Below are 25,942 nucleotides of genomic sequence, written 5' to 3'. Positions count from 1 at the left end.
GCTTGCCAAAGTTTGACAAGTAAAATAATGTGTTGGTTTTGCAATTTTTAATTATGGATTAATAGTCCAGGAAGCAAAATATTGTTGACCGATTGAACCTGCTCCGATTACTTGTGTATATTCTTTTCCTCCCAGGTTTGATGCTCCTAATTTGAAAGTAGATTTTAATTTTGGTAAGCTGTAATTAATTTGTGCATCAATTACTGTAGCGGATTCAATTGTACCGTCAGCAAAAGTTGATTGCCACTCATATTCGCTATTCCATCTTGCGCTCAGATTAAAACCAAAATTTTCAAATAATTTCTGATTTCCGATAGAAGCTTTAAATCTGTGTTTAGGAGTGTTAAAACCTGCTTCAAAACTTGGGTCTTTTGACTGATCAAAATCAAACTGGGCATAATTATAATTTAATCCCAATTCAAAATCAGCAATTATTTTTTTAGAAAGACCTACCCCAAATCCAAGCGAATGAATTTCTACATTTGAATTTGTATATATTTGATAAGCTCTGTATTCTCCATTTATTAAACCACGTACAGATTGAAATCCCGGGTCAGCAGGGCCTCCAGCTAAATTAGGACTGTCCTGAGCCGTTCCATAATAAGTAGAAACAACGTTAAGGTTACCAATGAAATCATTGTAAATATTATAGTATCCGTTAATATCTATTGAAATATCTTCAAAAATAGAACGGTATCCCAATTCAAAAGCTTTTACCTGTTCCGGTTTTACAAAATTAGCTCTTGTCTTCTTTAACAATTCAGCTGCAGCAGTTGGATTGGTTCCTGCCAATGCGCTAAAAGCCTCAACTGAACTTGCAAGATAAGAGTTTTTATAAGCATCTTCTCCGGTCATGTTTTTTGTTGTGCTGTTTGCATAACCCTGTCCTTCTGCACTTAGGGTAAAAGTTTCGCTAAATCTTGTCAGGTTGTCTGGGGCGGAACCTATTAATACAGCTCTACCTATATTAAATCCTATGTATTGATCTTGTGTGGTAGGGTTTCTGAAACCAGTTTGAAAAGATGCTCTGAAATTGTGGTTTTTCTTCTCTCCTCCTGAATATACAAACGATATTCTTGGGGAGTAGTTTCCGTCAAAGTTTTTAGATTTATCATAACGAATAGATCCAGTAAATTTTAATCGGTCATCAACAAATCTTTTAGTTAATTGCGTATAAGCACCATATTCGTTATAACTGATTGGTCCGTCTGCATCAGTGTAGATTCTGCCATGAGAATTTAACTCATATAATCTGTAAGATCCTCCTACCTGAATTTCAGCAAATTTGATAAGATCTTTAAAGTTGTAATTTGCATCAGAATGGTAAATTTTTGAGTTGTCCACCAATTTTGATCCTGTAAGAACGCTCTCGTCTGCAATTACTTGGTTGAAAGCATTTTGGAATTCCGGAGTTCCTGGTAAAAAGCGTCCGCTATCAGCAGTTGTTCTTGCGGCAGCGTGAGCTTGCTGAGGTGTCATACCCCCTAAAGTTCCCTGTATGTAAGCACCTGCATACTGTCCAAACCACGTATTGTCATCTTTCCATTTTCTGTTAACATTTATCCCGGTAAAAACCATATCATATGAATGTCCACCATCTTCTGTGGTCATGTATCCTCTTAAGAAAAAATTCTTTCCTTTAAATTCTAATTTATGCTGTTGCATAAAAAAATCATTTAAGTAATATCTATTAGCTCCCTGATAAACGGCATTTCCAAAACCAAACTTACTTTGCCAGATAATTTCTAATCTTTCATCTCCAAATGGTCTTCCGTGAAAAGAAAAGTCAATTTTAGTATTAGCAGCTTTATTGTCTGTAAGGTCTGTCTCATTATATCCCGTTCTGCTCACATTGCTGTTTGGTAAAAGATTAACTGCTCCGGCAGGTATTATGCCTAATGCTGCTAATCTTTGTCCTACCCCTTTAATATTTGTGGTAGCTTCGTCTCCATAAACATTTATACCGTCATAATTTGGGTTCGTTCTGTCTATTCCTGCTATTGTTTTATCGTTATAATCCGTTGCATACCAATCTGTGGCTTCCATGTAGGTGAAATTTGCTTTAGCGGCAAAATATTTATTAAAAGCGTGTGCAAATCGTATTCCCAAATCGTAATAGCTATTTGTTCCGGCTGCCTCCTGAGAAGTCGTTCCGTATTTAAAATAAGCTGAAATTCCCTGATGAGTAAATGGGCTTTTGCTATTCATAAACAGAATTCCGTTAAAAGCATTGGCACCATATAATGCAGAAGAAGCACCCGGGAGTAGTTCAACGCTTTGCACGTCAATCTCAGATACTCCAATCATATTCCCTAAAACGAAATTTAATAGTGGAGATGAGTTGTCCATTCCGTCAACTAATTGGAGGAAACGTGTATTCGCTACAGTGGCAAACCCTCTTGTGTTAACAGATTTAAAAGTCATACTGCTGGTATTCATTTGTACCTCTTTTAAATTTTCAAGGCCATCATAAAAGGATGGAGAAGCGGTTTTTTTAATATCCTGAATTCCCATTCTTTCAATTGTTACAGGAGATTCTAAGACACGTTCCGCTGTTCTGGAGGCTGAAACAACTATTTCGTCAAGTTTAGTTTCTTCTTCATTCAAAATTATCTTTACATTTTGATTTGATGATGTAATATTAACAGTTTTTGTTTCGAAACCTACAGCAGATATTTTAATAGTAAAAGGAGGTTTTGATGGTGTGTTTAATTTAAATGTCCCATCAAAGTCTGTTGAGACTCCGGTTGAACTTCCAACGACATTAATATTGGCTCCGGGAATTGATTGTTTGTTGTTGTCTGTAACAGTTCCGGTAATGGTACTTTGTGAAAAAGATAATCCACTGATAAACAACATAATTAGTAAATATGCTCTCATTGGTAGTTTTTTTGTTAGTTCGTATAGCCAAAATACAAATAATTTTAATATTAATAAAAAAACGTTAAAAAAAATTAATATTTATCATAAATATACTGTTTATTTTAGGTATTCAACATGTGCATTTATTAAATTAAAATCAAGAAAGAAATGCTAAGAATGAAAAATAGTATGCATACATAATAATTTTAAGAAAAAAACTGAATTAATCTTAAAAATTGCATCAAGAAGAAAAAAATGTGATAATAAAAAAGCGAGATGAAAATCTCGCTTTAATTTTTAGTGTGTTATGAAATTACTCTACAGTAACTGACTTTGCAAGATTGCGGGGCTGATCAACATTACATCCTCTCATTACGGCAATATGATAAGATAAAAGCTGTAAAGGAATTGTGGTAATTAATGGGGACAGTGCATCAGAAGTTTCCGGAATTTCTATAACATAATCTGCTAATTCACGAACCTGGGTATCACCTTTAGTAACTACAGCGATAATTTTCCCGCTTCTCGATTTGATTTCCTGAATGTTACTTACAATTTTATCATAATGTCCTTGTTTTGGAGCGATAACGATAACAGGCATTTGCTCGTCAATTAACGCAATCGGACCGTGTTTCATTTCTGCCGCAGGATATCCTTCAGCATGAATATAAGATATCTCTTTTAATTTCAATGCGCCTTCTAAAGCCACAGGGAAATTATATCCGCGTCCTAAGTACAAACAGTTTGGCGCATCTTTAAAAGCTGCCGCAATTTCTTTAGCTCTTTCGTTTGTTTCTAATGCTTCGGCTACTTTTTCAGGAATTATTTCGAGTTCTTGTAAAAAGGTATGGAAGTCAGTGTTTGATAAGGTCCCTTTAGCTTTTCCTAATCTTAAAGCGATCATTGTCAAAACTGTAATCTGAGTTGTAAAAGCTTTAGTAGAAGCTACTCCAATTTCAGGCCCTGCATGTGTGTAGGCACCAGCATGACTTTCTCTTGAAATGGATGATCCAACAACATTACAAACTCCAAATACAAAAGCACCGTTTTCTTTTGCTAATTTAATAGCAGCCATGGTATCAGCAGTTTCTCCGGATTGGGAAATAGCGATAACAACATCGTTTTTATTTATGATTGGATTTCTGTATCTAAATTCAGAAGCATATTCTACTTCAACAGGGATACGTGTAAATTCCTCAAAAATATATTCTGCAACTAATCCTGCATGCCATGAAGTTCCACATGCTACAATTAGAATTCTTTGAGCGTTCAGAAATTTTTCAATATTATCTTCGACACCGGCCATCTGAACTATTCCTTCATTGGCGTGAAGTCTTCCTCTGTAAGTATCTTTGATAACATTTGGCTGCTCATAAATCTCTTTTAGCATGAAATGATCGTAGCCGCCTTTTTCAATTTGTTCCAAATTCATTTGAAGTTCCTGTATATAAGGATCAACTAATGAATCATCTTTTATTTTTCTGATTTTAAGAGGCTTGTGTAATCTGATATTTGCCATTTCTCCATCTTCCAGATATACCGCATTTGAAGTGTATTCGATAAATGGGGAAGCATCAGAAGCGATAAAAAATTCATCTTCTCCAACACCTATAGCTAATGGACTTCCTAATCGTGCAGCCACAATCTCATCCGGATTCTTTTTGTCGAAAACTGCAATAGCATAGGCGCCTATTACTTGATTTAAAGCAATTTGTACTGCCTTTCCAAGTTTTATATTTTCATTTTTCTGAACCTCTTCAATAAGATTTACTAAAACTTCAGTATCCGTATCCGATTTAAAGCTGTAACCTCTCTTGATTAATTCTTCTTTAAGCGGAGCATAGTTTTCAATAATTCCATTATGTATAATGACTAACTCTCCGGAATTTGAAAAGTGCGGGTGGGAGTTTACATCATTAGGAACTCCATGGGTTGCCCAGCGTGTATGACCAATTCCTATAGTTCCGTTTCTTGTGAAATCTGTTTGAGCCTTTTCTTCAAGATCTGAAACTTTTCCTTTTGTTTTGCAAAGTTTGATGTTTTCCTGATCGTATAACATTACGCCGGCACTATCATATCCTCTGTATTCGAGGCGCTTTAATCCTTTAATAACAATAGGATAAGCCTCTCTGTGACCTATATATCCAACAATTCCACACATATGTTATTTTTTAATTTGGTTTCAGTTTAGTGTAGTAAATTTGAAGTTTTACTCTTTTAGCATAATTAGCCTCATCGCTTTCGAGGATATTGCTTCCAAATAATACTGTTCCTAATGGGCTCATCACTGATGCTGTTGGTATTTCAGTTAAAAAGCTTTCATCGTTAAGTTTAGGTAATACTTTAGTTTTATCCAGTTTTGATGAAGACGTTATATCGATGCTTTCAGTGACAGCTAAGCCTAATTTTACATTTGCAACATCAGCATTCTTAATAAGATTCCGAATGTGATTTGTAATCCTTATCTTGTAAGTAGTTCCTCTCTTGCTTGTTGGATCTAAATTAATCATACCATTGAAAATAGTTCTATTTTTTTTAGGATCGCCATTAACAGATGGAGTACGATCTGCAGTATAATCAGCTAGTACAGTATTATTTGTTAAATCATATAAATAAATTCTGCCCGGTTCGGTTGCAATTGTTTCTGGGTCATTTCCAATTAGACTTGCCATTTTTTGTGAATCAATAGTAAAAACTAAATTAGCTTCATTTGCAAGCCATTTTTTATAAGTAACATTGTTTCTAATCTCGTCTAATTCATCAGATACACCATTGGATCCTGTTACAGGTTCTCCATTTACATAATGTACTAAATCGGTTTTATCAAAAAGCTCAATTACGACCATTGATCCCTGACCTCCTTTTAAATACAGCTTTTCGTCTGGGGTAACATCATCTGCGGTAGCAGTTGTATAATCAGAAACAGGATTGCTTTCTTCTAAAAGGCTGACAGTATTTACGTTAGTGTTGCTGTCTCCGGTTAAATTAATAACAAAAGTTTTTGCTACAGCCTCAGTATCTTTCTCAGCTGTTTTAGCTTTATAAAAAACTGTTATTTTTCCTTTATTGAAATTCATCATAGCCATTCTGCCTGCAGAAGTTCCTGATTTTTCAACTTTAAAATATAATCCTTTAAAGTAGTTTTTAAATACATCGGGGGAGGCTAATTTGCTTGCTGGCGCATCAAATATTTTGGCTTTGAAAAAATCCTTATCCAAATGCAAACGCATTTCAGGGTCGATTATTTTAGAGGATTCTGCGGTAGTGGTAGTTGCTGCAATTTTTTCTATTATCGGTTTAGAACTAAAAAAGAATTGATCATTTTCCGCTGTATTGGTTGAGTTATTTAATCTTAATCCAAATACATTAGGGTTAGTTGTAGCCTGTGTTTGAAAGTCACCGTTTCTATCAGTATTGTAAAATTGACTAATATCATAATTATTAGCATTATAGTTGTTTAGTAGAATGCCTGATTCGTAAACGCTTAATTTAAATATTCCGGTTTCAGGCCCATAAATAGAATCTAATACATAAGTTCTTTTGCCTGCTGTACTTGTTGTAGTTTTAGTTGCATCTATAAAGTAAGGAATATTTAATGTTACACTGTCAATAACTGCTCCAAATCCCAATGTAGGGGCATAAGAGGCTAAGTTAACCTGAGTGTTAAAACTTGCTGTAGTTGTGCCAAAAACAGGATTCTCATAAATTCCCAATGCGTTTATTGGCAAATTATTAGAGGCAACAGGAGTGACTTTTTTATTATAAGCGGTAACAGTGTAATGTTGTGCTTCCAAATCAAAATTATCATTGTTCCCAATTAAGTCTTCGCCAACTGTATTGAAATCTTTATCGCAGGAATAAAACACAGTAACTGTTGCTATTAAAAGAATTTTCTTAAAAAAAGAAGTATTGTACATGTTTAATAATAATGTTAAAATTTAAAGCCCCATAGTTTTATAGAAATTTGTATACGCTTCTGCGAATGCATCTTTCGTGGTGAAAGGTAAAAAAGGTTTTCCTGAAGATTCTATAAATTTTGTTAAACTTGGCGACACGTTTTCTGAAGCTATTATTACGGCATCAGAATGTAAAATGCTTGCTTTCAGAATGTTTTCGTAGTTAGGGGTTTCTAAATCAGCAATATTCTCATGAGGTACACCATCAAATTTTACTTTATTGATCATTTCCAAATCCAGGTTTTCATCAAAAGACTGGCCATAAACAGAGGTCACAATCTTGGTTTCAGAAAATAAAGCTTCGTTTTTATAGTAATGTTTCATGTAAATTGGCAGCATAGCAGCAAGCCATCCATGAACGTGAATTATATCCGGAACCCAATTCAGTTTTTTTACAGTTTCAACTACACCCTTTGCAAAAAAGATGGCTCTTTCATCATTGTCAGGATATAAAACACCTTCTTCATCAGCAAAAGTTGCTTTTCTTTTGAAATATTCATCATTATCTATAAAGTAAACCTGTATTCTTTCTTTCGGAATAGATGCTACTTTGATAATCAATGGCATATCTAAGTCGTTCACTACCAAATTCATCCCTGAAAGCCTGATTACTTCGTGTAATTGATGTCTTCTTTCATTAATGTTTCCATATCTAGGCATGAAAATTCTTATCTGACCGCCCTGATCGTTTATCATTTTAGGCACATCGTAAGACATTAATGAAACCTCATTTTCAGCCAAATAAGGCACGACTTCAGATGATACATATAATATCCTCTTCTCTTTCATAATAGTATTTTACTTAATTTTTGGTAATAAAAACGTTGCAAAATTACAAAAATTTATGCAGTTTATAACTAATATATTATGTTTGCACTAAATTTTAATAATACCGCCATGCATATTTTCTACGGTAAAGTAGCGCTGATAGCCTATTTGAAAACTATCAAAACAGCAAATTCAACTGTAGGATTTGTGCCAACAATGGGTGCTTTACACCAAGGTCATCTGGCTTTGATGCAACGCTCACTTAAAGAAAATGATGATACTGTTGTGAGTATTTTTGTAAATCCTACACAATTTAATAATCCTGATGATCTTGAAAAATATCCTCGAACACTTGAAGAAGATGTAAGGAAAATGAGGGGTTTAAGTGATAAAATAATTTTGTATGCTCCTTCTGTAGATGATATTTACGAAGGAAATACAATATCACAATCATTTGATTTTGATGGATTAGAAAATCAGATGGAAGGGAAGTTCAGGCCTGGACATTTTAACGGTGTTGGAACTATCGTTAAGCGATTGTTTGAAATTGTTTCACCTACAAATGCGTATTTTGGGGAGAAAGATTTTCAGCAATTGCAGATTGTGAAAAAACTGGTTGAAAAAAACAATTTGCCGGTTAAAATAGTAGGTTGTCCTATTTTTAGGGAAGAAAACCAATTGGCAATGAGTTCGCGAAACGAACGTTTAACTTCTGATGAACGAAAAGAAGCAGCCATTATTTATAAAACCCTGACCGAAGCTAAAGAAGTATTCAGTACTAAAAGTCCTGAGGAAACTATAGAATTTGTAGAAAACTCCTTTAAGGAGAATGAAAGATTTGACCTCGAATATTTTGTAATTGCTGACGAATCGACATTGTTACCAATAGAACATAAAATTAATGATAAAAAATACCGTGCATTTATAGCGGTATTTGTTAATTCTATAAGGCTAATTGATACCATTTCATTAAATTAATTTACCTTTGCAACATGCAAATTCAAGTTATAAAATCAAAAATTCATCGTGTTAAAGTAACTGGGGCTGATTTAAATTATATCGGCAGTATTACTATCGATGAAACTTTATTGGAAGCCTCAAATATTATTGAAGGCGAAAAAGTATCTATTGTTAATATTAATAATGGAGAACGTTTTGAAACTTACGCTATAAAGGGTGAGAGAAATTCAGGAGAAATTACGCTGAATGGACCTGCAGCCAGAAAAGTTCAAAAAGATGATATTATCATTATTATATCCTATGCAACCCTGGAATTTGAAGAAGCTAAAACCTTCAAACCATGGATTGTTTTTCCTAATGAAAATGATAATTCACTAACTTAATCACTACTTCTTTTTAATCTTTTTTATTTGTCAAATTTATTTTGCACAGAGCAGATTTCTTTTGTCTTAAATTTCTTTTCTTTTTAAAAGGCCTCTTTAACAAAAAAGCAAATAAAGTATTATATTGCCATCATATTCTAATACTTTTTAAATTTCCCCAATTCATGAAAAAAGTTTATTTGTTTTTTGCTTTATTACTCTCTGTATCAGTTTTTTCACAAAAGAAATTCGATACCGTTAAATCTGAAAAACTAGGTGCTGACAGAAGAATAACTATTGGGCTTCCTGCTTCTTATGAAACAAGTCCCTCTAAGAAATACCCTGTTTTGTATTTACTGGATGGAGATTATCTGTTTGATGCTTTTTCAGGAGCTCTAAGCTATGGTGTTTACTGGGATGATTTACCTGAAATGATTATTATCGGAATTCACCAAAATCACGACGGAGAACGCCATGATGATTCTACAATCGATCAAAATCAGGGTGTTCCGTTTGAAAAAGGTGCAGAATTTTTTGAATTCATCGGAGCTGAATTAGTTCCTTATATTGAAAAACAATATCGTACCGCTCCTTTCAGGATTATTGCAGGACATGATATAACAGCCAGTTTTACAAATTTCTTTTTATATAAAGAAATTCCCCTTTTTAATGGCTATATATGTTTAAGTCCTGAGCTTGCACCAAAAATGGAAGTACGTATACCTGAGAAATTTGCGAAGGTAAAAGAACCATTTTTTTATTATTTATCAGCCGCTGACGGAGATATTACTAAAATAAAAGAACCAATAGAAAAGTTAGCCGGCAATATTAAAATTGCTAATAATCCTTTGGTCAACTTTAAATATGATGTGTTTAAAAATTCGACTCATTATTCAGAAGTTTTATATTCTATTCCAAATGCTTTGTATCATATTTTTGAGGTTTACAAACCTATTAATTCGGTTGAGTTTAAAGATAAGATCGCTGTACTCCAATCTGGATATGCTAATTATTTAGAAAATAAATACAATACAATGTCAGAAGTTTTGGGAGTCGATATTCCTGTTAGAATAAATGATTTTAAAGTTGTTGAAAATCTTATTTTGAAAAGAAATGCCTACGATGAGTTAGAGAAAATGGCAGAAATTGCAAATGTTGATTATCCTTTGGCAATGTTGGGAGAGTATGAATTAGGTTTGATGTATGAAAAAAGAGGCGATCCGAAAAGAGCATCAAAAAGATATCAAAACGCTTCACAAATGCAGCCAATTGGAGAGTTGACAAAAGATATGATGTATGAGAAAATTGATGAAATGAATACGCTTGCCAAAAAATCAAAATAATGTCTAAAGTTAAAACTTCCTTCTTTTGCCAAAACTGTGGTACACAATATGCGAAATGGCAGGGGCAGTGCAACGCCTGTAAAGAATGGAATACTATTGCCGAAGAAATTATTCAGAAGCAGGAAAAAGTAGCCTGGAAAAGTGAACCAACCCCAACAGGAAAAGCACCGCGTCCATTAAAAATTAATGAAATCGATTCGGCTCAGGAAATCCGAATGGATACTACTGACGGTGAACTGAACCGTGTTTTGGGTGGCGGAATCGTTCCCGGATCTCTAACGCTTTTGGGGGGAGAACCGGGAATTGGTAAAAGTACCCTTTTGCTCCAGATTTCATTAAAATTACCTTACAAAACTTTATATGTTTCCGGAGAAGAAAGTCAGAAACAAATAAAGATGCGTGCCGAACGAATCACACCGGACAGCGATAATTGTTATATCCTCACGGAAACTAAAACACAAAATATTTTCAAACAAATTGAAGCAATTCAGCCTGAAATTGTCATTATTGACTCTATTCAAACTCTTCATACTGATTATATTGAATCTACGGCAGGAAGTATTTCTCAAATCAGGGAAACTACTGCCGAATTAATCAAATTTGCAAAAGAAACCAATATTCCGGTGATCTTGATCGGGCATATTACCAAAGACGGAAACATTGCCGGACCAAAAATCCTGGAACATATGGTGGATACCGTTTTACAATTTGAAGGCGATCGAAACCATGTGTACCGAATTTTACGATCGCTGAAAAACCGTTTTGGATCAACTGCTGAATTGGGCATTTACGAAATGCTGGGAAGCGGTTTACGAGAAGTAAGCAATCCATCGGAAATTTTGATTTCGCATAAAGATGAAGAAATGTCCGGAACTGCAATTGCTACAACTATGGAGGGTATGCGTCCGTTGATGATTGAAATACAATCGCTTGTTAGCACAGCTGTTTACGGAACGCCACAACGAAGCACAACGGGTTATAATGCTAAAAGGCTTAATATGATTTTGGCTGTTCTTGAAAAAAGAGCCGGTTTTAGATTAGGCGCAAAAGACGTTTTCCTGAATGTGACGGGTGGAATTTCTGTTGATGATCCGGCAATTGATTTGGCTGTTGTGGCTGCCATTTTATCCTCTAATGAAGATATTCCGGTAACAAAAGGGTTTTGTTTTGCCGGTGAAGTAGGTCTTTCCGGTGAAATTCGACCTGTTAACCGTGTAGATCAGCGGATTCAGGAAGCTGAAAAATTAGGTTTCAATACTATCTTTGTATCCAGATATAATAAAATTGCCCTGAAAAATACAGGTATTAAAATTGAACTTGTAGCTAAAATTGAAGATGTGGCAAGTATTCTGTTTGGTTAATTTTTATAAATTTCTTTATGCGATTTCCAAAACAAAAAATAGTCAAAGCTCTTAAAATACTTCTGGTAGTGTTTATTTTGCTTTGTATCGGATTATACTCTTTTCGTAATTCGCTTTTAAAACAAGTTATTGCAAAGGTAACGCACAAAATGGTGGTTGATTACAATAGTGATTTTTCAATAAAGGAAGCTTCTTTTGATGGTTTGTCGGGAGTTAAATTTACTGATATTGTTTTAGTTCCAAAAAATGCTGACACTCTTTTCAATATTAAAAAAGTAGAAACTACTATCAGCCTCAGTAATTTGCTAATTGGTGATGTACAGTTAGGAACTTTAAAAATCAATGATGGTTACATTCAATTGGTTAAAAAAGGGAAAATAAGAAATTTTGATGCCTTTTTGAAAAAAAATGATACAGAAGAAACATCAGATGAAAAACGTAAATACGCTGATGTTGCTTATCGCATTATTACAAAATTACTGAATCTGGTTCCAACCGATATGAAACTGGAAAATCTTGTTTTTAAAATTGATGATAATGGAAAAAAAGCCACGATTGCTATCAATAAATTGGTTTTAGACAATAAACAGCTCACAACGAATTTACATGTTCAAAGCAAAAATTTTGACCAGCGATGGAATATAAAAGGTTTTGCAGACCCGAGAAATAAAAAGGCTGATATTCGTTTTTTTAATCTGGATACAGGAGCCATCAGGGTTCCTTATTTAGATGAAAGTTACAACTTAAAAGCAAGTTTTGATTCGATACGCTTAAATGTGGCAAATATTGATAAAGACGGTAGTGAATTGCATATTGACGGTTACACTTCTATTGCCAATTTGAAAATTAATCATCCAAAAATTGCCAATAAAGACGTTGTTATCAAAAATGCACGATTTGACTATCGCTTTTTATTAGGATCTGATTTTATTTCGATTGACAGCACATCAATAATGCAGCTGAACAAAATAAAAGTGAAACCGTATGTTTCGTATAATACAGAATCGGATACGGTTTATACTTTAAAAGTTGATATTCCAAAAATGAAAGCTCAGGATTTTATCGTATCCTTACCTGATGGATTGTTTACGCATTTTCAGGGAATGGAAGCGACCGGAAACTTCGATTATAAACTGAATTTTAAATTCAATAAAAACAAACCAAATACTTTAGTTTTTGATAGTAAACTCAATAAAGAAAATCTGAGGATTACCAAATACGGAGAAGCAAACCTGAACAAACTAAATGGAGAATTTGTGTATCGTGCGATTATTCAGAATGTGTTGCAGCGTCCTGTTTTAGTAGGGACTGCAAATCCGAATTATACGCCTTTGGATCAGATTTCGCCTTATTTGCAAAAATGTGTTTTGACTACCGAAGACCCGTCTTTCTTTTCGCATCGCGGATTCATCAATGAAGCTTTCAAACAATCGATTCTTAAGAATATTAGAACGAAAAAATTCTCGCGCGGCGCCAGTACCATTAGCATGCAATTGATCAAAAATGTTTTCCTAACCCGGGAAAAGACACTTTCGCGAAAGCTGGAAGAAATTTTATTGGTTTATATTTTAGAAAATAACCGAATTGTAAGCAAGGAAAGAATGCTGGAAGTGTATTTCAACATTATCGAATGGGGTCCAAATGTTTACGGAATTGGAGAAGCGAGTCAGTTTTATTTTCAGAAAAGTCCTTCTGAATTAAGTGTTGATGAATGTCTGTATCTGGCTACGATCATTCCGAAGCCGCGAAAATTCATGTATCAGTTTAACGATCAGGGAAATCTGAAAGACTACGCATTGCAAAATCAAAAATTCTTAAAGAACTTAATGTTTCGCCGCGGTCTTTTAATTCCGGAAGATACGCTTGGGCAATTGCCTGTTTATATTTCGGGGAATGCACGTTCTTTAATTCGAATCAAGGTTCCGGATTCAACTGCAGTTCCGGTTGATTCTTTGTCGATAAATGATGAGTTTGATTTATAGAGTTTAATGAGATATTGATATAGTTTGTCATTTCGACCTTTGTGGGAGACTCGAGCGATAGCGACAGACGAAGTAAATCACATTCGGGATTCGACAAAGATTGGAACCACACTTTATGGAGTTTCTAGTGTGATTTCTCCCTCCGGTCGAAATGACAAGATTGGGTTTAAAACTTTGTGTTTTGCTTCAAAAATTACTTAAAATTCTTCAAAAAATCATCTTTATAAGTTGGCGAGACTTCAATTTCAGAACCGTCGTTAAGGGTAATAATACCGCCTTTATTATACGATTTTACATAATTCATATTGATGATATGCGATTTGTGAACGCGTATAAAAGGCAAAGGCAAAATTTCTGAAAAGTGTTTTAAAAACCGGCAGACCATTTTTTTGTTTCCGTTATTCAAATACAAATCAGTGAAATTCCCGTTTCCACGCAGGCGAACGATTTCTTCCATTTTTACGACTTCAAATCCTTCCAGAGTGGGCAGAATAACCTGTTGTTTTTCAGGTTTAGATTCGTGGAAATTCTCGACAATAATTTTATTCCGGTTAAAGATTTCATGATTCATAATTTGATGATGAACTTTGTTTACTGCTACAATCAATTCTTCGATAGAAATAGGCTTTAGTAAATAATAAGCGGCACTTTGATTTAAAGCTTTTAAAGAATATTCAGAAAAAGCTGTTACAAATATGGTTTCGAATTGCAAATCTTTACAGGCTTCCAGAACATCAAAAGCATTTCCGAAAGGCATTTCGACATCCAGAAAAACCAATTGTGGCCGAATTTCATGTAACAACGGAACCGCTTCCTTTATATTCTGTGCTTCTCCAACCACTTCTACCTGCGGACAATATTTGCTCAGATAATTTTTGAGCACTTCGCGCGCTGCGAGTTCATCTTCTACAATTACGCTTTTTATTTTTTGAAAAGTCATCATATCGTATCGATTAATGGAAAAATGATTTCAACTACAGTTCCGGACTCCGGTAATTCTTTTTCTTTGATTGCAAAAGAAATGTTCTTTTTATACAATTCATTTAACAGGCTGATTCGTTCTTTTGTATTGTTCAGGCCTCGTGATTCATGCACTTTCTGATTGCTTGTTTTGAGTTCCCGGCTTCTGGTTAAACCAATTCCGTTGTCTTCAATACTTACTTTTACTTTTCCGTTATTCAATTGAAATTTGAGATGTAAAAATCCCTTTTTGTCCAGATAACGCAAGCCATGCCAAATCGCATTTTCGAGATGCGGCTGAATTATCATATTGGGTACAAAAATAGTTTCGGCATCCAGATTTTTATCCACCGTAATTTCAAAATCAAATTTATCCTGAAAACGCAAATGTTCGAGATCCAGGTATTTTTGTAACCGTTCTACTTCTTTATCCAAAATAATGAAATCGTTATTCGAGTTTTCCATCATATCACGCATCAAAGTAGAGTAGGAAGTAAGGTATTTATTTGCTTCTAGTTCCTTATTTTCAGAAATAAACTGATTCACACTATTTAAACTATTGAAAATAAAATGCGGATTCATTTCCCGGCGTAAAGACTGTAAAGCGATTTCTTTGTTTTTTGTTTTGATAGAATAGAGTGATTTTACAATAAAAAGAAACAGGACTAAAAGCAAAATAACAGATCCAATTAAAAAATAATTGAAGGCATTTTTTTTGGTAATTAATTCATCTTTAAGGGATTTTTCTTTTTCTAACTGCCGAATTTTACCTTCCGTAATCTGGAATTTTTTAGTATTAATTAAGGTTGTGTCAGACTGAATTAACTGATCGAAGTTTTTAAGAAACCCTTCATAAAGCGCCATACTTTCTTTTTCATTTCCTTCAGCTTTATAATATTGCACTAATTCGGATAATGTCTTTTTTGCTTCCGCCGAATTCCCTTTGCGTGAAGCTAAATCATAAGCTTCTTTCAGGGAGGTAAGTGCTTTTTGGGGCTCTTCTTTCTTAAAATAAAGAGAAGCCAGCGATTGTAATTGTTTTATCTGGGTATTAAAATCCTGTTTTGTTACTGCTTCCGCCAAAAGCTTTTCGTGGATGCCGATTGCTTTTTCAAACTGATTATCTGAAGCGTAAACTTTGGCAATTTCGTTTTTGATTTTAATTACAGCTTCAGGTTTGTCTTTGGCATACGCAAGGGCTTTTTTATAGCTTTCTATGGCAACCTTTTTGTCTTTTAGGTCTAATGAATTCTGCGCTTTCTGGACATAAGCTTCCGTAACTTCCTTGCTTTTATTTTCTTTTTTCAGCAATTCAATATTCGAATCGACATAATTGGTCTGACTGGCCGGATTTGCACTATTACGTAAACGATTGGCATCATTTATATTGATTTTTTCTTCAGAAGCATCTTTTGCCAATGAACCTGCAGTTTCATAATTTTTAATTGCTAAATCAAAGTTTTTTTGGTTTTCCTGAACTTTTGCAAGACTTCTGGTAACACGCGTTTTATCCTCTGTAAGCTTAAGTTTTGTATAACTTGTCAATGCTTTTTTATAATATTCCTCTGCCTTTACATTATTCCCTTTATTTAGAAATTCATTTGCCAGCGTTTCATAATTTTTGGCAATTTGTCCTTCATCGTTTATATCCAGGGACTTCTCTAAGTTTTTTACCGCTTTGCTCATTTTCGATACACGGACCGCTTTCTTTTTTGAAACAGTATCCTGTGCTGCTATTTTAAAAGGTAGCAACAACAATATAAATAACGAAAAAACAGTGATGGTTAATAAACGCCTCATATTATTACAATTATGTTACTTGAGTTCCGGCAATTTCGAACGTTGAAAAATAACAAATGTAAAGTAAAGTATTTTATGTTCCGTTTACAACTTGTTTCACCAAGTCAAAACACATTTTCACCATTTCTTCAAAAAACGGGGATTTTAAGTTTTTAAGTTTGATCTGTAATCGAACCTTTAAAATCAGAAAACCATGAAATCGAACTTTTTTATCTCAGCAATTTTGGCAACTGTAATCAGTTTTGTAAGCTGCAATTCATCCAATGTAAATCCAAAAAAACATATTAGAATTGAAAGACCCGCTGCAACAGAAAATGCAAAAATACAAGTTGCTCTTTTATTGGATACTTCCAGCAGTATGGACGGATTAATCGATCAGGCGAAATCAAGGCTTTGGAACATCGTTAATACATTAACAACATTAAAATACGAAGGGAAAACGCCGGATATCGAAATTGCTTTGTATGAATATGGAAATGACGGATTATCGAAGCAATCCAATTACATCCGACAAGTAACACCGCTTTCGACAGATTTGGATTTGATTTCTGAAAAGCTGTTTGCTTTAAGAACCAATGGCGGTAATGAATATTGCGGAGCAGTAATACAGGATGCCACCAAACAATTAAAGTGGGCGAGAGAAAAGAGTAATATGAAACTCATTTATATTGCCGGAAATGAAGATTTTAATCAGGGCGGGATCAATTATAAGGAAGCGATTAGTGACGCTTTGAAGAATGATATTTACGTTAACACTATTTTTTGCGGCAATAAAACCGAAGGTATAAATATTCTCTGGAAAGATGGTGCCGATTACGGAAAAGGGAAATATTTTAATATTGATTCAAATCAGGCTGTACAATATATCGCTACTCCGTATGATGATGAAATTTCAAAATGTGATGAAAAAATAAACAAAACCTATATCAATTACGGTTCAAAAGGATATGAGAGAAAAATGAATCAAAATATGCAGGACCAAAACGCAAAAAAAGTTTCGGCATCCAATTATACAGAACGCGCTGTGAGTAAATCAAAAGCCATTTATAAAAACGAAAGCTGGGATCTGGTTGACAAAGTAAAAGATGATGCAACGGCTATTTCGAAAATCAGGAAAGAAGAATTACCTGTTGAGCTTCAAAACAAATCGGCAGAAGAGATAAAAACTTTTGTGGCTCAAAAATCAAAGGAAAGAGAAACTATCCAAAAAGAAATTACGGTCTTAGCCAAAAAGCGTCAGGAATATATTGATGCCGAGTCTAAGAAAAGTAAAAAGCAAGATGATTTAGGTAATGCTATTAATACTTCAATACTGGGTTTTGCACAAGTGAAAGGTTATAAGGTTGAAAAATAGCAAAGTATCCAATCTGTGTAATATGAGAAAGAATATTTTAATCTTGCTTTTAATTGGAATTTTTGGCGCGGGTTTTGCATGCAGAAATGACAAGGAGAAGGATTTGAAAACTATAAATGTAAAACCGGTTTATTCTTATGAAGAGAATCTAAAAAAGGAGGCAGCTGTTGTAAAGAGATTTTTGGGGGAATCTCTGAAATATAATTCAGATGTCGCTTTCTTTTTAGACATGAAGATAGAATCAGGAAAAAACCGGTTTTTTATTTACGATTTAAAACATGATAAATTACTCGATAAAGGGCTGGTAGGACATGGTTCAGGATCAGAAACGGGTATTGTTGGTAAACTAAAGTTTAGCAACGTAAAAAATTCCAATTGCAGTTCTATAGGAAAATATGCAATTGGCGGTTCTTACACCGGAAAATTTGGTAAATCGTATAAATTATATGGTTTAGAAAAAACAAACAGTAATGCTTTTGACCGAAATATAGTCCTTCATAAATATTACGATGTCCCTTTTGAAGAACAGCCTTATCCTATCTGCAACAGTCTTGGCTGCCCAATGGTAAATGAAAAGTTTTTTGGAGTTATCGAAAAGCTCATTGATAATTCAAAAAAAGAAAATCATTTTGGTTATGTATTATTAAATGAACCCTAAAAATAAATCCCGATAACTGCAAGGTTTTCGGGATTTTGTATTTAATGATTCGTATTTAAGGAGCAGGATCCGGAATAATAGCCTGAACTTCTTCAATCTCAGCTAAAATCTCTTTTGAAAGGGTTACATCAACAGTTGCAATATTTTCTTTTAACTGATTTAATGTTGTAGCACCAATAATTGCACTTGTTAAAAAAGGTTGCTGTAATACAAAAGCTAAAGCCAGTTCAGTCAAAGTCAATCCGTGTTTATGAGCTATTTCCTGATATAAACGAGTTGCCCGAGTGCTTTCTTCGCTGTTGTAACGTTTGTATTGCGGAAAAAGATTGATTCTGGCATTTGGGTGCGATTCTCCTGTTAAAAACTTACCCGATAAAACGCCAAAAGCTAATGGCGAATAGGCTAACAATCCAACATTTTCATGCACAGAAACTTCGGCAGAACCGACTTCGAAAAGACGGTTTAATAAATTATATGGATTTTGAATCGTTTTGATTCTTGGTAAGTTTTGGTATTTGCTTTCCTCCAGAAAACGCATCATTCCCCAGGCATTTTCGTTTGAAACACCAATATGTTTTATTTTACCTTCTTTAATCAAAACATCAAAAGTTTCCAGAACTTCCCTGAAATTATCTTCCCAGGCTTCATCCTGAACTTTAAATCCCCGTTGACCAAAACAATTAGTTTTGCGTTCCGGCCAATGCAGTTGATATAAGTCTATATAATCTGTCTGCAGGCGTTTTAAGCTGTTTTCCAAAGCATACTTGACACTTGCCGGAGAGAAATCCAATTTCTCACGCATGTAGCCAAAATTTGGATTTGGTCCTGCGATTTTTGAGGCCAGGATTATTTTATCACGGTTACCGGTATTTTTGAACCAGCTACCCACTATTTTCTCGGTACTTCCATAAGTTTCTTCACGTGCCGGGACCGAATACATTTCGGCTGTATCAAAAAAATTGACACCATTTTCAAATGCATAATCCATTTGCTGATGTCCTTCAATTTCTGTGTTTTGTTCCCCAAAGGTCATTGTACCCAGGCAGATTTTGCTTACTGATATAGCTGTATTAGGGAGAATAGTGTATTTCATAATTTGTGGTATTGTATAACTTCTCAAAGATACAACCGTATTTTTTAAATGAAAAAGCCTAAAGTTAAAAAGGACTTAAAGTTTTCTATGTTTCGATTGGCTAAAAGAAATTTAACTTTTAGATCCTTTTTAGTTATGAAAAAACATGGAATGTTGAAAATCAGATGTTTTATGTTTTTATATGTAGTAATAAACTTATTTTAAATAACAAATCACCTCATTTTTACTGTAAGTAAATACTTCTGATTCTTACTTTTTTTTATTCAAAACAGGTCGCTCATCGACTAATAATGTCTTTCATCTAAAAGGTCAGAAAATCCATAAAAATCCTGATTTTACAAGCTAATTTTGTTTCATAATCTAAGTTAAAATAGATTACAAAAATCAAACCTTCTTACGGGTTTTTACGTAGGTATAAGAAAATATAAATTTTAATTGAATTCAATTTTTATGCACCTGAAACCAGGAGTAATATTAGAAGAAATAATCAACAAAATTTAGCTATTAAAAACTATTCTTTTTATAAGAATTTAAAAATTTTTTTTATGAAGAAAATTTTACTTATTCTGCTTTTTGCTGTCTTTTACACTAGTGTAAATGCACAATGTTCCATCACCACAACAACCAATGCATCTGCTCTTGCTTGTGGCACTGCGCCTGTATCTGCATGCGGTGGGATTTTATATATTGGTAATGGCACAAATGCTATGAGTTTGAACATGAATGCCGATTTAGATCTTACATGTTTAGGGGCGATTCAGTTTATTGTTAGAAATAATGCTACTTTAGATTTTTCAGGAGGTAACTATGATTTAAAATTAGCTTCGGGTTCTTCTGTTATATTTCAAAGTGGCTCAAATATTAATAGTGGTGGTAGTTGTAGTGCTTCTGACAGAATTTATATTGGTGGTGCTGTTGTGGCCAATTGTAACGGCAGTGGAAGTATACCATCTTTTACAGATGTTATTGCAAATGGAGGTATAAATCAGGCAGGTATTTTGTCAGGTAATCAGTATATCTGTACTTATGGTACCACCACCACAACTTTTAGTTCTACATCATCAGGGGGCACGTGGTCTAGCAGCAACACTTCAATTGCTAGTGTAAATTCTTCGACAGGGTTAGTCACAGCTGCTGGAGCGGGTACTGCAACAATAACTTATACCCGATCAGGTGCATCAGCTACCCGAAATGTATATGTCGCTAATGGACCATCTTCCAACGCAGTTGTGTCAGGATCAACAACACTATGTCAAGCTACAATAGCTAACTATACTGCAACCGCAGTTGCCGGTGCATCTTCTTATACATGGTCTTATGGAGGATCTGGCGCAACTATTACTCCAGCTGCTAATGGGCTATCTGCAAGTATCTCTTTTAGTTCGACTGCCACTTCAGGTAATCTTAAAGTTACTACAACAAACGCCTGTGGTAGTGCCGGTGGAGGAAATGAAGTGTGGATTACGATTAATCCAATAATTACGTCTGCTCCTGTCGCAACTTCTATAAGTGGTAACTTACAATGTGATTATGCTGAGCCTAGATGGAATACTGTATCTAATGCAACGGGATATTATTTAGATATCGCTACAGATAGCGGGTTTACAAATTTTGTAGCAGGATACAATAATTACTTTGTTTCAGGAAATAATGGTAGTAGTCCAGCATATAATCTTCCGGCAGGTGTTCTATATTATAGAGTTAGAGCATACAACAACTGTACAACAACAGCAAATTCTAACACTGTAAGTTTTCAAACAACAGCTCCTGTTGGAGGTTCGGTTTCTCCGGCGCAAACTATTTGTGCAGGAAATTCTCCAACATCCAATCTTACATTAAGTGGATATACAACTACAAACACGGCAATAGTAAAATGGCAAAAAGCAAGTGATATAGGATTTACTTCTAATGTATCTGATATTTCTGAAACAACAAATGTTTTGTCTATTGCTAAAATTGGTGTTTTAACTACAAGTACTTATTTTAGAGCTGTTGTACAAAATCAATTTGGTTCCTGGTGTATGTCTAACTCGACACCAGTATTGATAACTGTTAATAATTCTATTTCAGCGGCTTCATCAACTCCAACGGTTTGTATTAATACAGCATTAACCCCAATAACACATACTGTAATTGGCTTTACAGGTATTGGAACTGTGACCGGTTTACCATCTGGAGTATCCCCATCTTTATCAGGCAATACATTGACTATTAGTGGTACTCCTACTGTTTCAGGAACTTTTAATTACACTATTCCATTGACGGGTGGTAGTTGTGGAGGCACAAGGAATGCTACGGGGACTATAACAGTTACAGCAGTACCACCAACACCAGGAACAATTAACCAGCCAACCAATAAATGTGCAAGTACAACAGGAAATACTTTTAGTATAACTTCAGTACCGGGAGCTACATCTTACACTTGGTCTGTAACAGGAACTGGCTGGGCAGTAACAGCTGGAGGTACAACTGCATCTGCAACCATTACAATTGGTTCTGGAGTAGGAACGGTTTCAGTAACGGCAACTAATGCTTGTGGTACCAGTTCTGCTTCAACTACAGGAAATATTACTCCAAATACAGCTCCTACAATAACTGCAATTTCTTCACCATCAGCATTGTGCCCAGGAGGTTCATTGAATCCTTCAGTACCAGCGGTTACGAACAATGGTTCGGCAGTTACGGCTTCAGGTTGGGAGATTTCGACAACTTCAGGCGGCAGCACCTATACCGCTTTATCGCTTCCTTATACAGTAGCTTATGCCGATAATGGCAAGAACATTAGATACTATGCCACTAATGGTTGTGGCAGAACAAATAGTAATGTTGTAGCGATAATAGTAAATAATGTCCCTACAGTTGCATCAATTTCTTCACCATCAGCATTATGCCCAGGAGGTTCATTGAATCCTTCTGCACCCGCGGTTACGAACAATGGTTCGGCAGTTACGGCTTCAGGTTGGGAGATTTCGACAACTTCAGGCGGCAGCACCTATACCGCTTTATCGCTTCCTTATACAGTAGCTTATGCCGATAATGGCAAGAACATTAGATACTATGCCACTAATGGTTGTGGCAGAACAAATAGTAATGTTGTAGCGATAATAGTAAATAATGTCCCTACAGTTGCATCAATTTCTTCACCATCAGCATTATGCCCAGGAGGTTCATTGAATCCTTCTGCACCCGCGGTTACGAACAATGGTTCGGCAGTTACGGCTTCAGGTTGGGAGATTTCGACAACTTCAGGCGGCAGTACCTATACCGCTTTATCGCTTCCTTATACAGTAGCTTATGCCGATAATGGCAAGAACATTAGATACTATGCCACTAATGGTTGTGGCAGGACAGATAGTAATGTTGTAGCGATAACAGTAAATCCTCTTCCGGGTACTCCAACCGCTATTGCTGCAACAGATGCGACTTGTTCTAGTTTTTTAGCAAATTGGAATGCAGCCACTAATGTAACAGGATATTATTTAGATGTATCTACAGTGAATAATTTTTCAAGTATTCTTCCTGATTATAATGGTTTAGATATTGGGCTTGTAAGTTCTTATAATGTTACAGGATTAACCAAAAAAACAACTTATTTTTATCGATTGAGAGCATATAACAGTTGCTCTACAAGTGTAAGTTCTAATTATATTCAAATAAAAACACTGGATGTTCCTACGGCTGTAATAAGTGGGACAACAAATGTGTGTAAAAACGCAGCTTCACCTATTATTACTTTCTCGAATTCTGAGAATAGTCCTATAACAGTTACTTATAATATTAACGGAGGCTCAAATTCAACAATAAGTGTAGGTGCAAATACTACAGCAACAGTTAGTGTTCCAACAGGAAACCCAGGAACATTTGTTTATAATTTGGTTAGTGCTGTTTATCAGTCAGTAACAGGTTGTCTTACTAGTTTGTCTGGTTCTGCAACTGTAACAGTAAACCCAAGTCCAACGCCAACATTCACAACCGCTCCACAGGTGCAAACATGTGCAGGAGAACATATGACTTATACGACCCAGAGTGGACAATCTAATTATATTTGGACTGTCTCAGGAGTTCTGAATACAGATTACAGACTTATTGCAAGAGGTACAAGTACAAATTATGATATTGTGATTGAATGGTTAACTGCGGGTTCTAAAACTGTTACCGTTAATTATAATAATTCCAATGGTTGTAATGGTGCTTCAGCAGCAACTTATGCTACAAATGTAACTGTCATTGACAGAGGAAGGGTAAATGGCGGTGCGCATATTTGTAAAGGAAGCCCTTTGCCAACTTTAACCTTGCGAAATGATGCAGGAAATGCACCTTATCCGGATTCTTCATTGGTTTTAATGTGGCAATACAGTGACGACTTAAATAATGCGACCTGGAATGATATTCCAGGAACTGCAGGCCAAATATCTTATACACCAACAGCATTTCCGGGTGCATTTAGAACGTATCAGGTTATATTGAAAAGCGGTATTTGTACAAAGACTTCTATAGAATCCAGAATTAATATAGACGCCTTTAATGCGCCAACTTTAGGTACAACAACTTATCCAACTTGTTCAGTTGCAACGGGTAGTGTTGTTTTAACTGGTTTGCCATCTGGAAACTGGACAATTAATCAAACAGGAACAACAACCGCTACCTATACCAATACTGTTGCTAACACTACTAGTTATACTGTTGTTGGATTGCCAGCAGGTACTTATACTTTTACAGTTAAAGAAGGAAATTGTACTTCTGATGCTTCTGCAATTTTGAATATGACTCAGGTAGCCAACATTTGGGATGGTACAAAATGGTCAAAAACAGGAGATGCTACATTGCCAACTGCAGGAGATAAAATCGTTTTTGAGGGTAATTACACTGTAACAAGTGATATATCGGGTTGTAGCTGTACAGTAAATTCGGGCAATGTAATTGTAAATTCAGGAAGAACATTAACTATTAAAAATGAGGTAACAGTTAACGGAGGTACTTTGACATTTGAAAACAATGCCAGCTTGTTACAAGATGTTAATACGACTGTAAATACTAATGTTGGTCCTATCATCTACAAGCGAAATTCCCAGCCGATGAAGAATTTCGATTTTACGTATTGGTCATCGCCTGTAGAAGGTCAGACGTTATACAATTTATCGCCTAATACGCTTTGGGACAAATACCAGTCTTATAGTGGAAGTGGCTGGAAAATCGAGACATCAACCAATGTTATGCAGCCAGGAATCGGTTATATCATCAGGGTGCCAAAGCCTTTTGCGTGGCCGGATCCTAATGCAGCCAGCTATGTACAGCCAGTGCAGTTTATAGGCAAGCCAAACAACGGGAACATCACCAGCAGCCAGCATATGGATAAAGGGAAATACTACCTGATCGGGAATCCTTATCCATCGGCCATACATGCAGATGATTTCTTGTTCAGCAATGTAAACAATAGAAATATTTTAGGGGGGACCATCTATTTCTGGACCCACAATACCGCTATTAAGGTTGTCAATTCTAAGCTTGCTTATGTTTCAGATGACTATGCTAGCTACAACCTGACAGGAGGAGTTGCTACTTCAGCTGTAAGTGATCCAGGGTATAATGATAACCCTTCATTGGATACAGGCAGAAAACCGACCGGCTATATAGCAGCAGGGCAATCATTTTTTACGATGGCTGAAGATGGTTCAGGCTATGTGGAGTTCAATAACTCGATGCGTTATGGAGGCACGAATAATTCCCAATTTTTCAAACCGGGCAAAACATCTAAATCCGCAGCGATTGAGAAACACCGCCTTTGGCTTAATCTGAGCAATACGGGAGGTGCATTCAAACAAACGCTGATTGGATATGTTGACGGTGCGACAAATGGTTATGATACAAATTTTGACGGAATGACTTATGACGGCAACAGTTATATTGATTTTTACAGTGTCAATGAAACTTCCAGGCTGACGATCCAGGGACGTGCCTTGCCATTCAGTGATTCAGATGTTGTTCCTTTGGGCTATCGTTCGACAATAGCGGGAGATTTTACCATTGCAATCGATCAGGCAGATGGCAGCCTTTCAAGCCAGAGAGTTTACCTTGAAGACAAGCAGACCGGAACAATAAACGAATTGACGGCGAAAAACTATACTTTTACGACCAAGGCAGGTGCATTCAACAATCGATTTGTACTGCGTTACAAGAACACAACATTAGGAACGGGAGATTTTGAAACGGTTGATGATGCTGTTTGGGTTGTTGCCCAAAACAAAACCATTACAGTAAATTCGACAACAGAAAATATTGACAAGGTATTTATTTATGATATTACGGGCAAGCAATTGTATAGTAAAGATAAGGTAAGCAATCTTGAATTGGTTCTTCAGAACCAGCCCTTTGCGCAACAGGTTTTACTGGTAAAAGTAGTGCTGGAGAATGGCTACCAGACGACTAAAAAAGTGATCTTTAAATAAAACTACAAACCATAAAACAAAAAATCCGATAACGTAA

Annotated in this window: 15 protein-coding genes; 8 read left to right on the top strand and 7 right to left on the bottom strand. The window is 35.3% G+C overall.

Annotation, left to right across the window (positions count from 1 at the left end; all coding sequences use genetic code 11):
• Nucleotides 1-51: 51 nt before the first annotated feature.
• The 4 genes from P5P89_RS08300 to P5P89_RS08285 form a co-directional block, all read right to left on the bottom strand.
• Entirely contained in the window at nt 52-2,880 is a 2,829-nt protein-coding gene (locus P5P89_RS08300; RefSeq protein WP_278011509.1) for a TonB-dependent receptor domain-containing protein, read from the bottom strand.
• Between the two features lie 295 nt (nt 2,881-3,175).
• Nucleotides 3,176-5,023 (bottom strand): glutamine--fructose-6-phosphate transaminase (isomerizing), encoded by a 1,848-nt coding sequence (gene glmS, locus P5P89_RS08295; protein WP_223682069.1) that lies wholly within the window; start codon nt 5,021-5,023, stop codon nt 3,176-3,178.
• A gap of 10 nt (nt 5,024-5,033) precedes the next feature.
• Entirely contained in the window at nt 5,034-6,779 is a 1,746-nt protein-coding gene (gene bamH, locus P5P89_RS08290; RefSeq protein WP_278011508.1) for a BamH family beta-barrel-assembly machinery protein, read from the bottom strand.
• A 21-nt stretch (nt 6,780-6,800) separates the two neighbouring features.
• Entirely contained in the window at nt 6,801-7,607 is an 807-nt protein-coding gene (locus P5P89_RS08285; RefSeq protein WP_223682071.1) for a glycogen/starch synthase, read from the bottom strand.
• A gap of 78 nt (nt 7,608-7,685) precedes the next feature.
• Here P5P89_RS08285 and panC point away from each other — a divergent pair, with 78 nt between their 5' ends.
• From panC to P5P89_RS08260, 5 genes are all read left to right on the top strand, one after another.
• The gene (gene panC, locus P5P89_RS08280) at nt 7,686-8,564 is read left to right on the top strand and encodes a pantoate--beta-alanine ligase (RefSeq protein ID WP_278011507.1); all 879 of its coding nucleotides are present in this window, start codon (nt 7,686-7,688) and stop codon (nt 8,562-8,564) included.
• Between the two features lie 14 nt (nt 8,565-8,578).
• Nucleotides 8,579-8,929 carry an aspartate 1-decarboxylase gene (gene panD, locus P5P89_RS08275; protein WP_223682073.1) on the top strand — a complete coding sequence of 117 codons (351 nt, stop codon included), beginning with the start codon at nt 8,579-8,581 and terminating at the stop codon, nt 8,927-8,929.
• Nucleotides 8,930-9,093: 164 nt separating this feature from the next.
• Nucleotides 9,094-10,251 (top strand): alpha/beta hydrolase, encoded by a 1,158-nt coding sequence (locus P5P89_RS08270; protein ID WP_278011506.1) that lies wholly within the window; start codon nt 9,094-9,096, stop codon nt 10,249-10,251.
• Nucleotides 10,251-11,612 (top strand): DNA repair protein RadA, encoded by a 1,362-nt coding sequence (gene radA, locus P5P89_RS08265; RefSeq protein ID WP_278011505.1) that lies wholly within the window; start codon nt 10,251-10,253, stop codon nt 11,610-11,612. The genes P5P89_RS08270 and radA overlap by 1 nt, the downstream gene beginning before the upstream one ends.
• A gap of 17 nt (nt 11,613-11,629) precedes the next feature.
• Nucleotides 11,630-13,594: a transglycosylase domain-containing protein gene (locus P5P89_RS08260; RefSeq protein WP_278011504.1), complete on the top strand. Its 1,965-nt coding sequence runs from the start codon at nt 11,630-11,632 to the stop codon at nt 13,592-13,594.
• A 193-nt stretch (nt 13,595-13,787) separates the two neighbouring features.
• Here the strand turns inward: P5P89_RS08260 and P5P89_RS08255 are convergent, their stop codons facing one another.
• Complete coding sequence (locus P5P89_RS08255) at nt 13,788-14,537, bottom strand: LytR/AlgR family response regulator transcription factor (RefSeq protein ID WP_278011503.1); 750 nt, start codon at nt 14,535-14,537, stop codon at nt 13,788-13,790.
• The gene (locus P5P89_RS08250; protein WP_278011502.1) at nt 14,534-16,240 is read right to left on the bottom strand and encodes a tetratricopeptide repeat-containing sensor histidine kinase; all 1,707 of its coding nucleotides are present in this window, start codon (nt 16,238-16,240) and stop codon (nt 14,534-14,536) included. The genes P5P89_RS08255 and P5P89_RS08250 overlap by 4 nt, the downstream gene beginning before the upstream one ends.
• Before the next feature lie 307 nt (nt 16,241-16,547).
• On the opposite strand from P5P89_RS08250, the gene P5P89_RS08245 reads away from it, so the two are divergent.
• Both P5P89_RS08245 and P5P89_RS08240 read left to right on the top strand, forming a co-directional pair.
• Nucleotides 16,548-17,708, top strand: a complete 1,161-nt coding sequence (locus P5P89_RS08245) for a vWA domain-containing protein (protein WP_278011501.1) — start codon at nt 16,548-16,550, stop codon at nt 17,706-17,708.
• Between the two features lie 22 nt (nt 17,709-17,730).
• On the top strand, nt 17,731-18,366 hold the full coding sequence (locus P5P89_RS08240; protein WP_278011500.1) for a murein L,D-transpeptidase catalytic domain-containing protein: 636 nt from the start codon (nt 17,731-17,733) through the stop codon (nt 18,364-18,366).
• A 55-nt stretch (nt 18,367-18,421) separates the two neighbouring features.
• Here the strand turns inward: P5P89_RS08240 and P5P89_RS08235 are convergent, their stop codons facing one another.
• On the bottom strand, nt 18,422-19,459 hold the full coding sequence (locus tag P5P89_RS08235; RefSeq protein ID WP_278011499.1) for an aldo/keto reductase: 1,038 nt from the start codon (nt 19,457-19,459) through the stop codon (nt 18,422-18,424).
• Between the two features lie 545 nt (nt 19,460-20,004).
• Between P5P89_RS08235 and P5P89_RS08230 the strand changes: the two genes are divergently transcribed.
• Nucleotides 20,005-25,905, top strand: a complete 5,901-nt coding sequence (locus P5P89_RS08230; protein ID WP_278011498.1) for a T9SS sorting signal type C domain-containing protein — start codon at nt 20,005-20,007, stop codon at nt 25,903-25,905.
• Nucleotides 25,906-25,942: the final 37 nt, after the last annotated feature.

The sequence above is a fragment of the Flavobacterium gyeonganense genome (genome assembly GCF_029625295.1).
Classification (GTDB): Bacteria; Bacteroidota; Bacteroidia; order Flavobacteriales; family Flavobacteriaceae; genus Flavobacterium; species Flavobacterium gyeonganense.
This window is presented reverse-complemented; position numbering and strand designations above follow the sequence as displayed.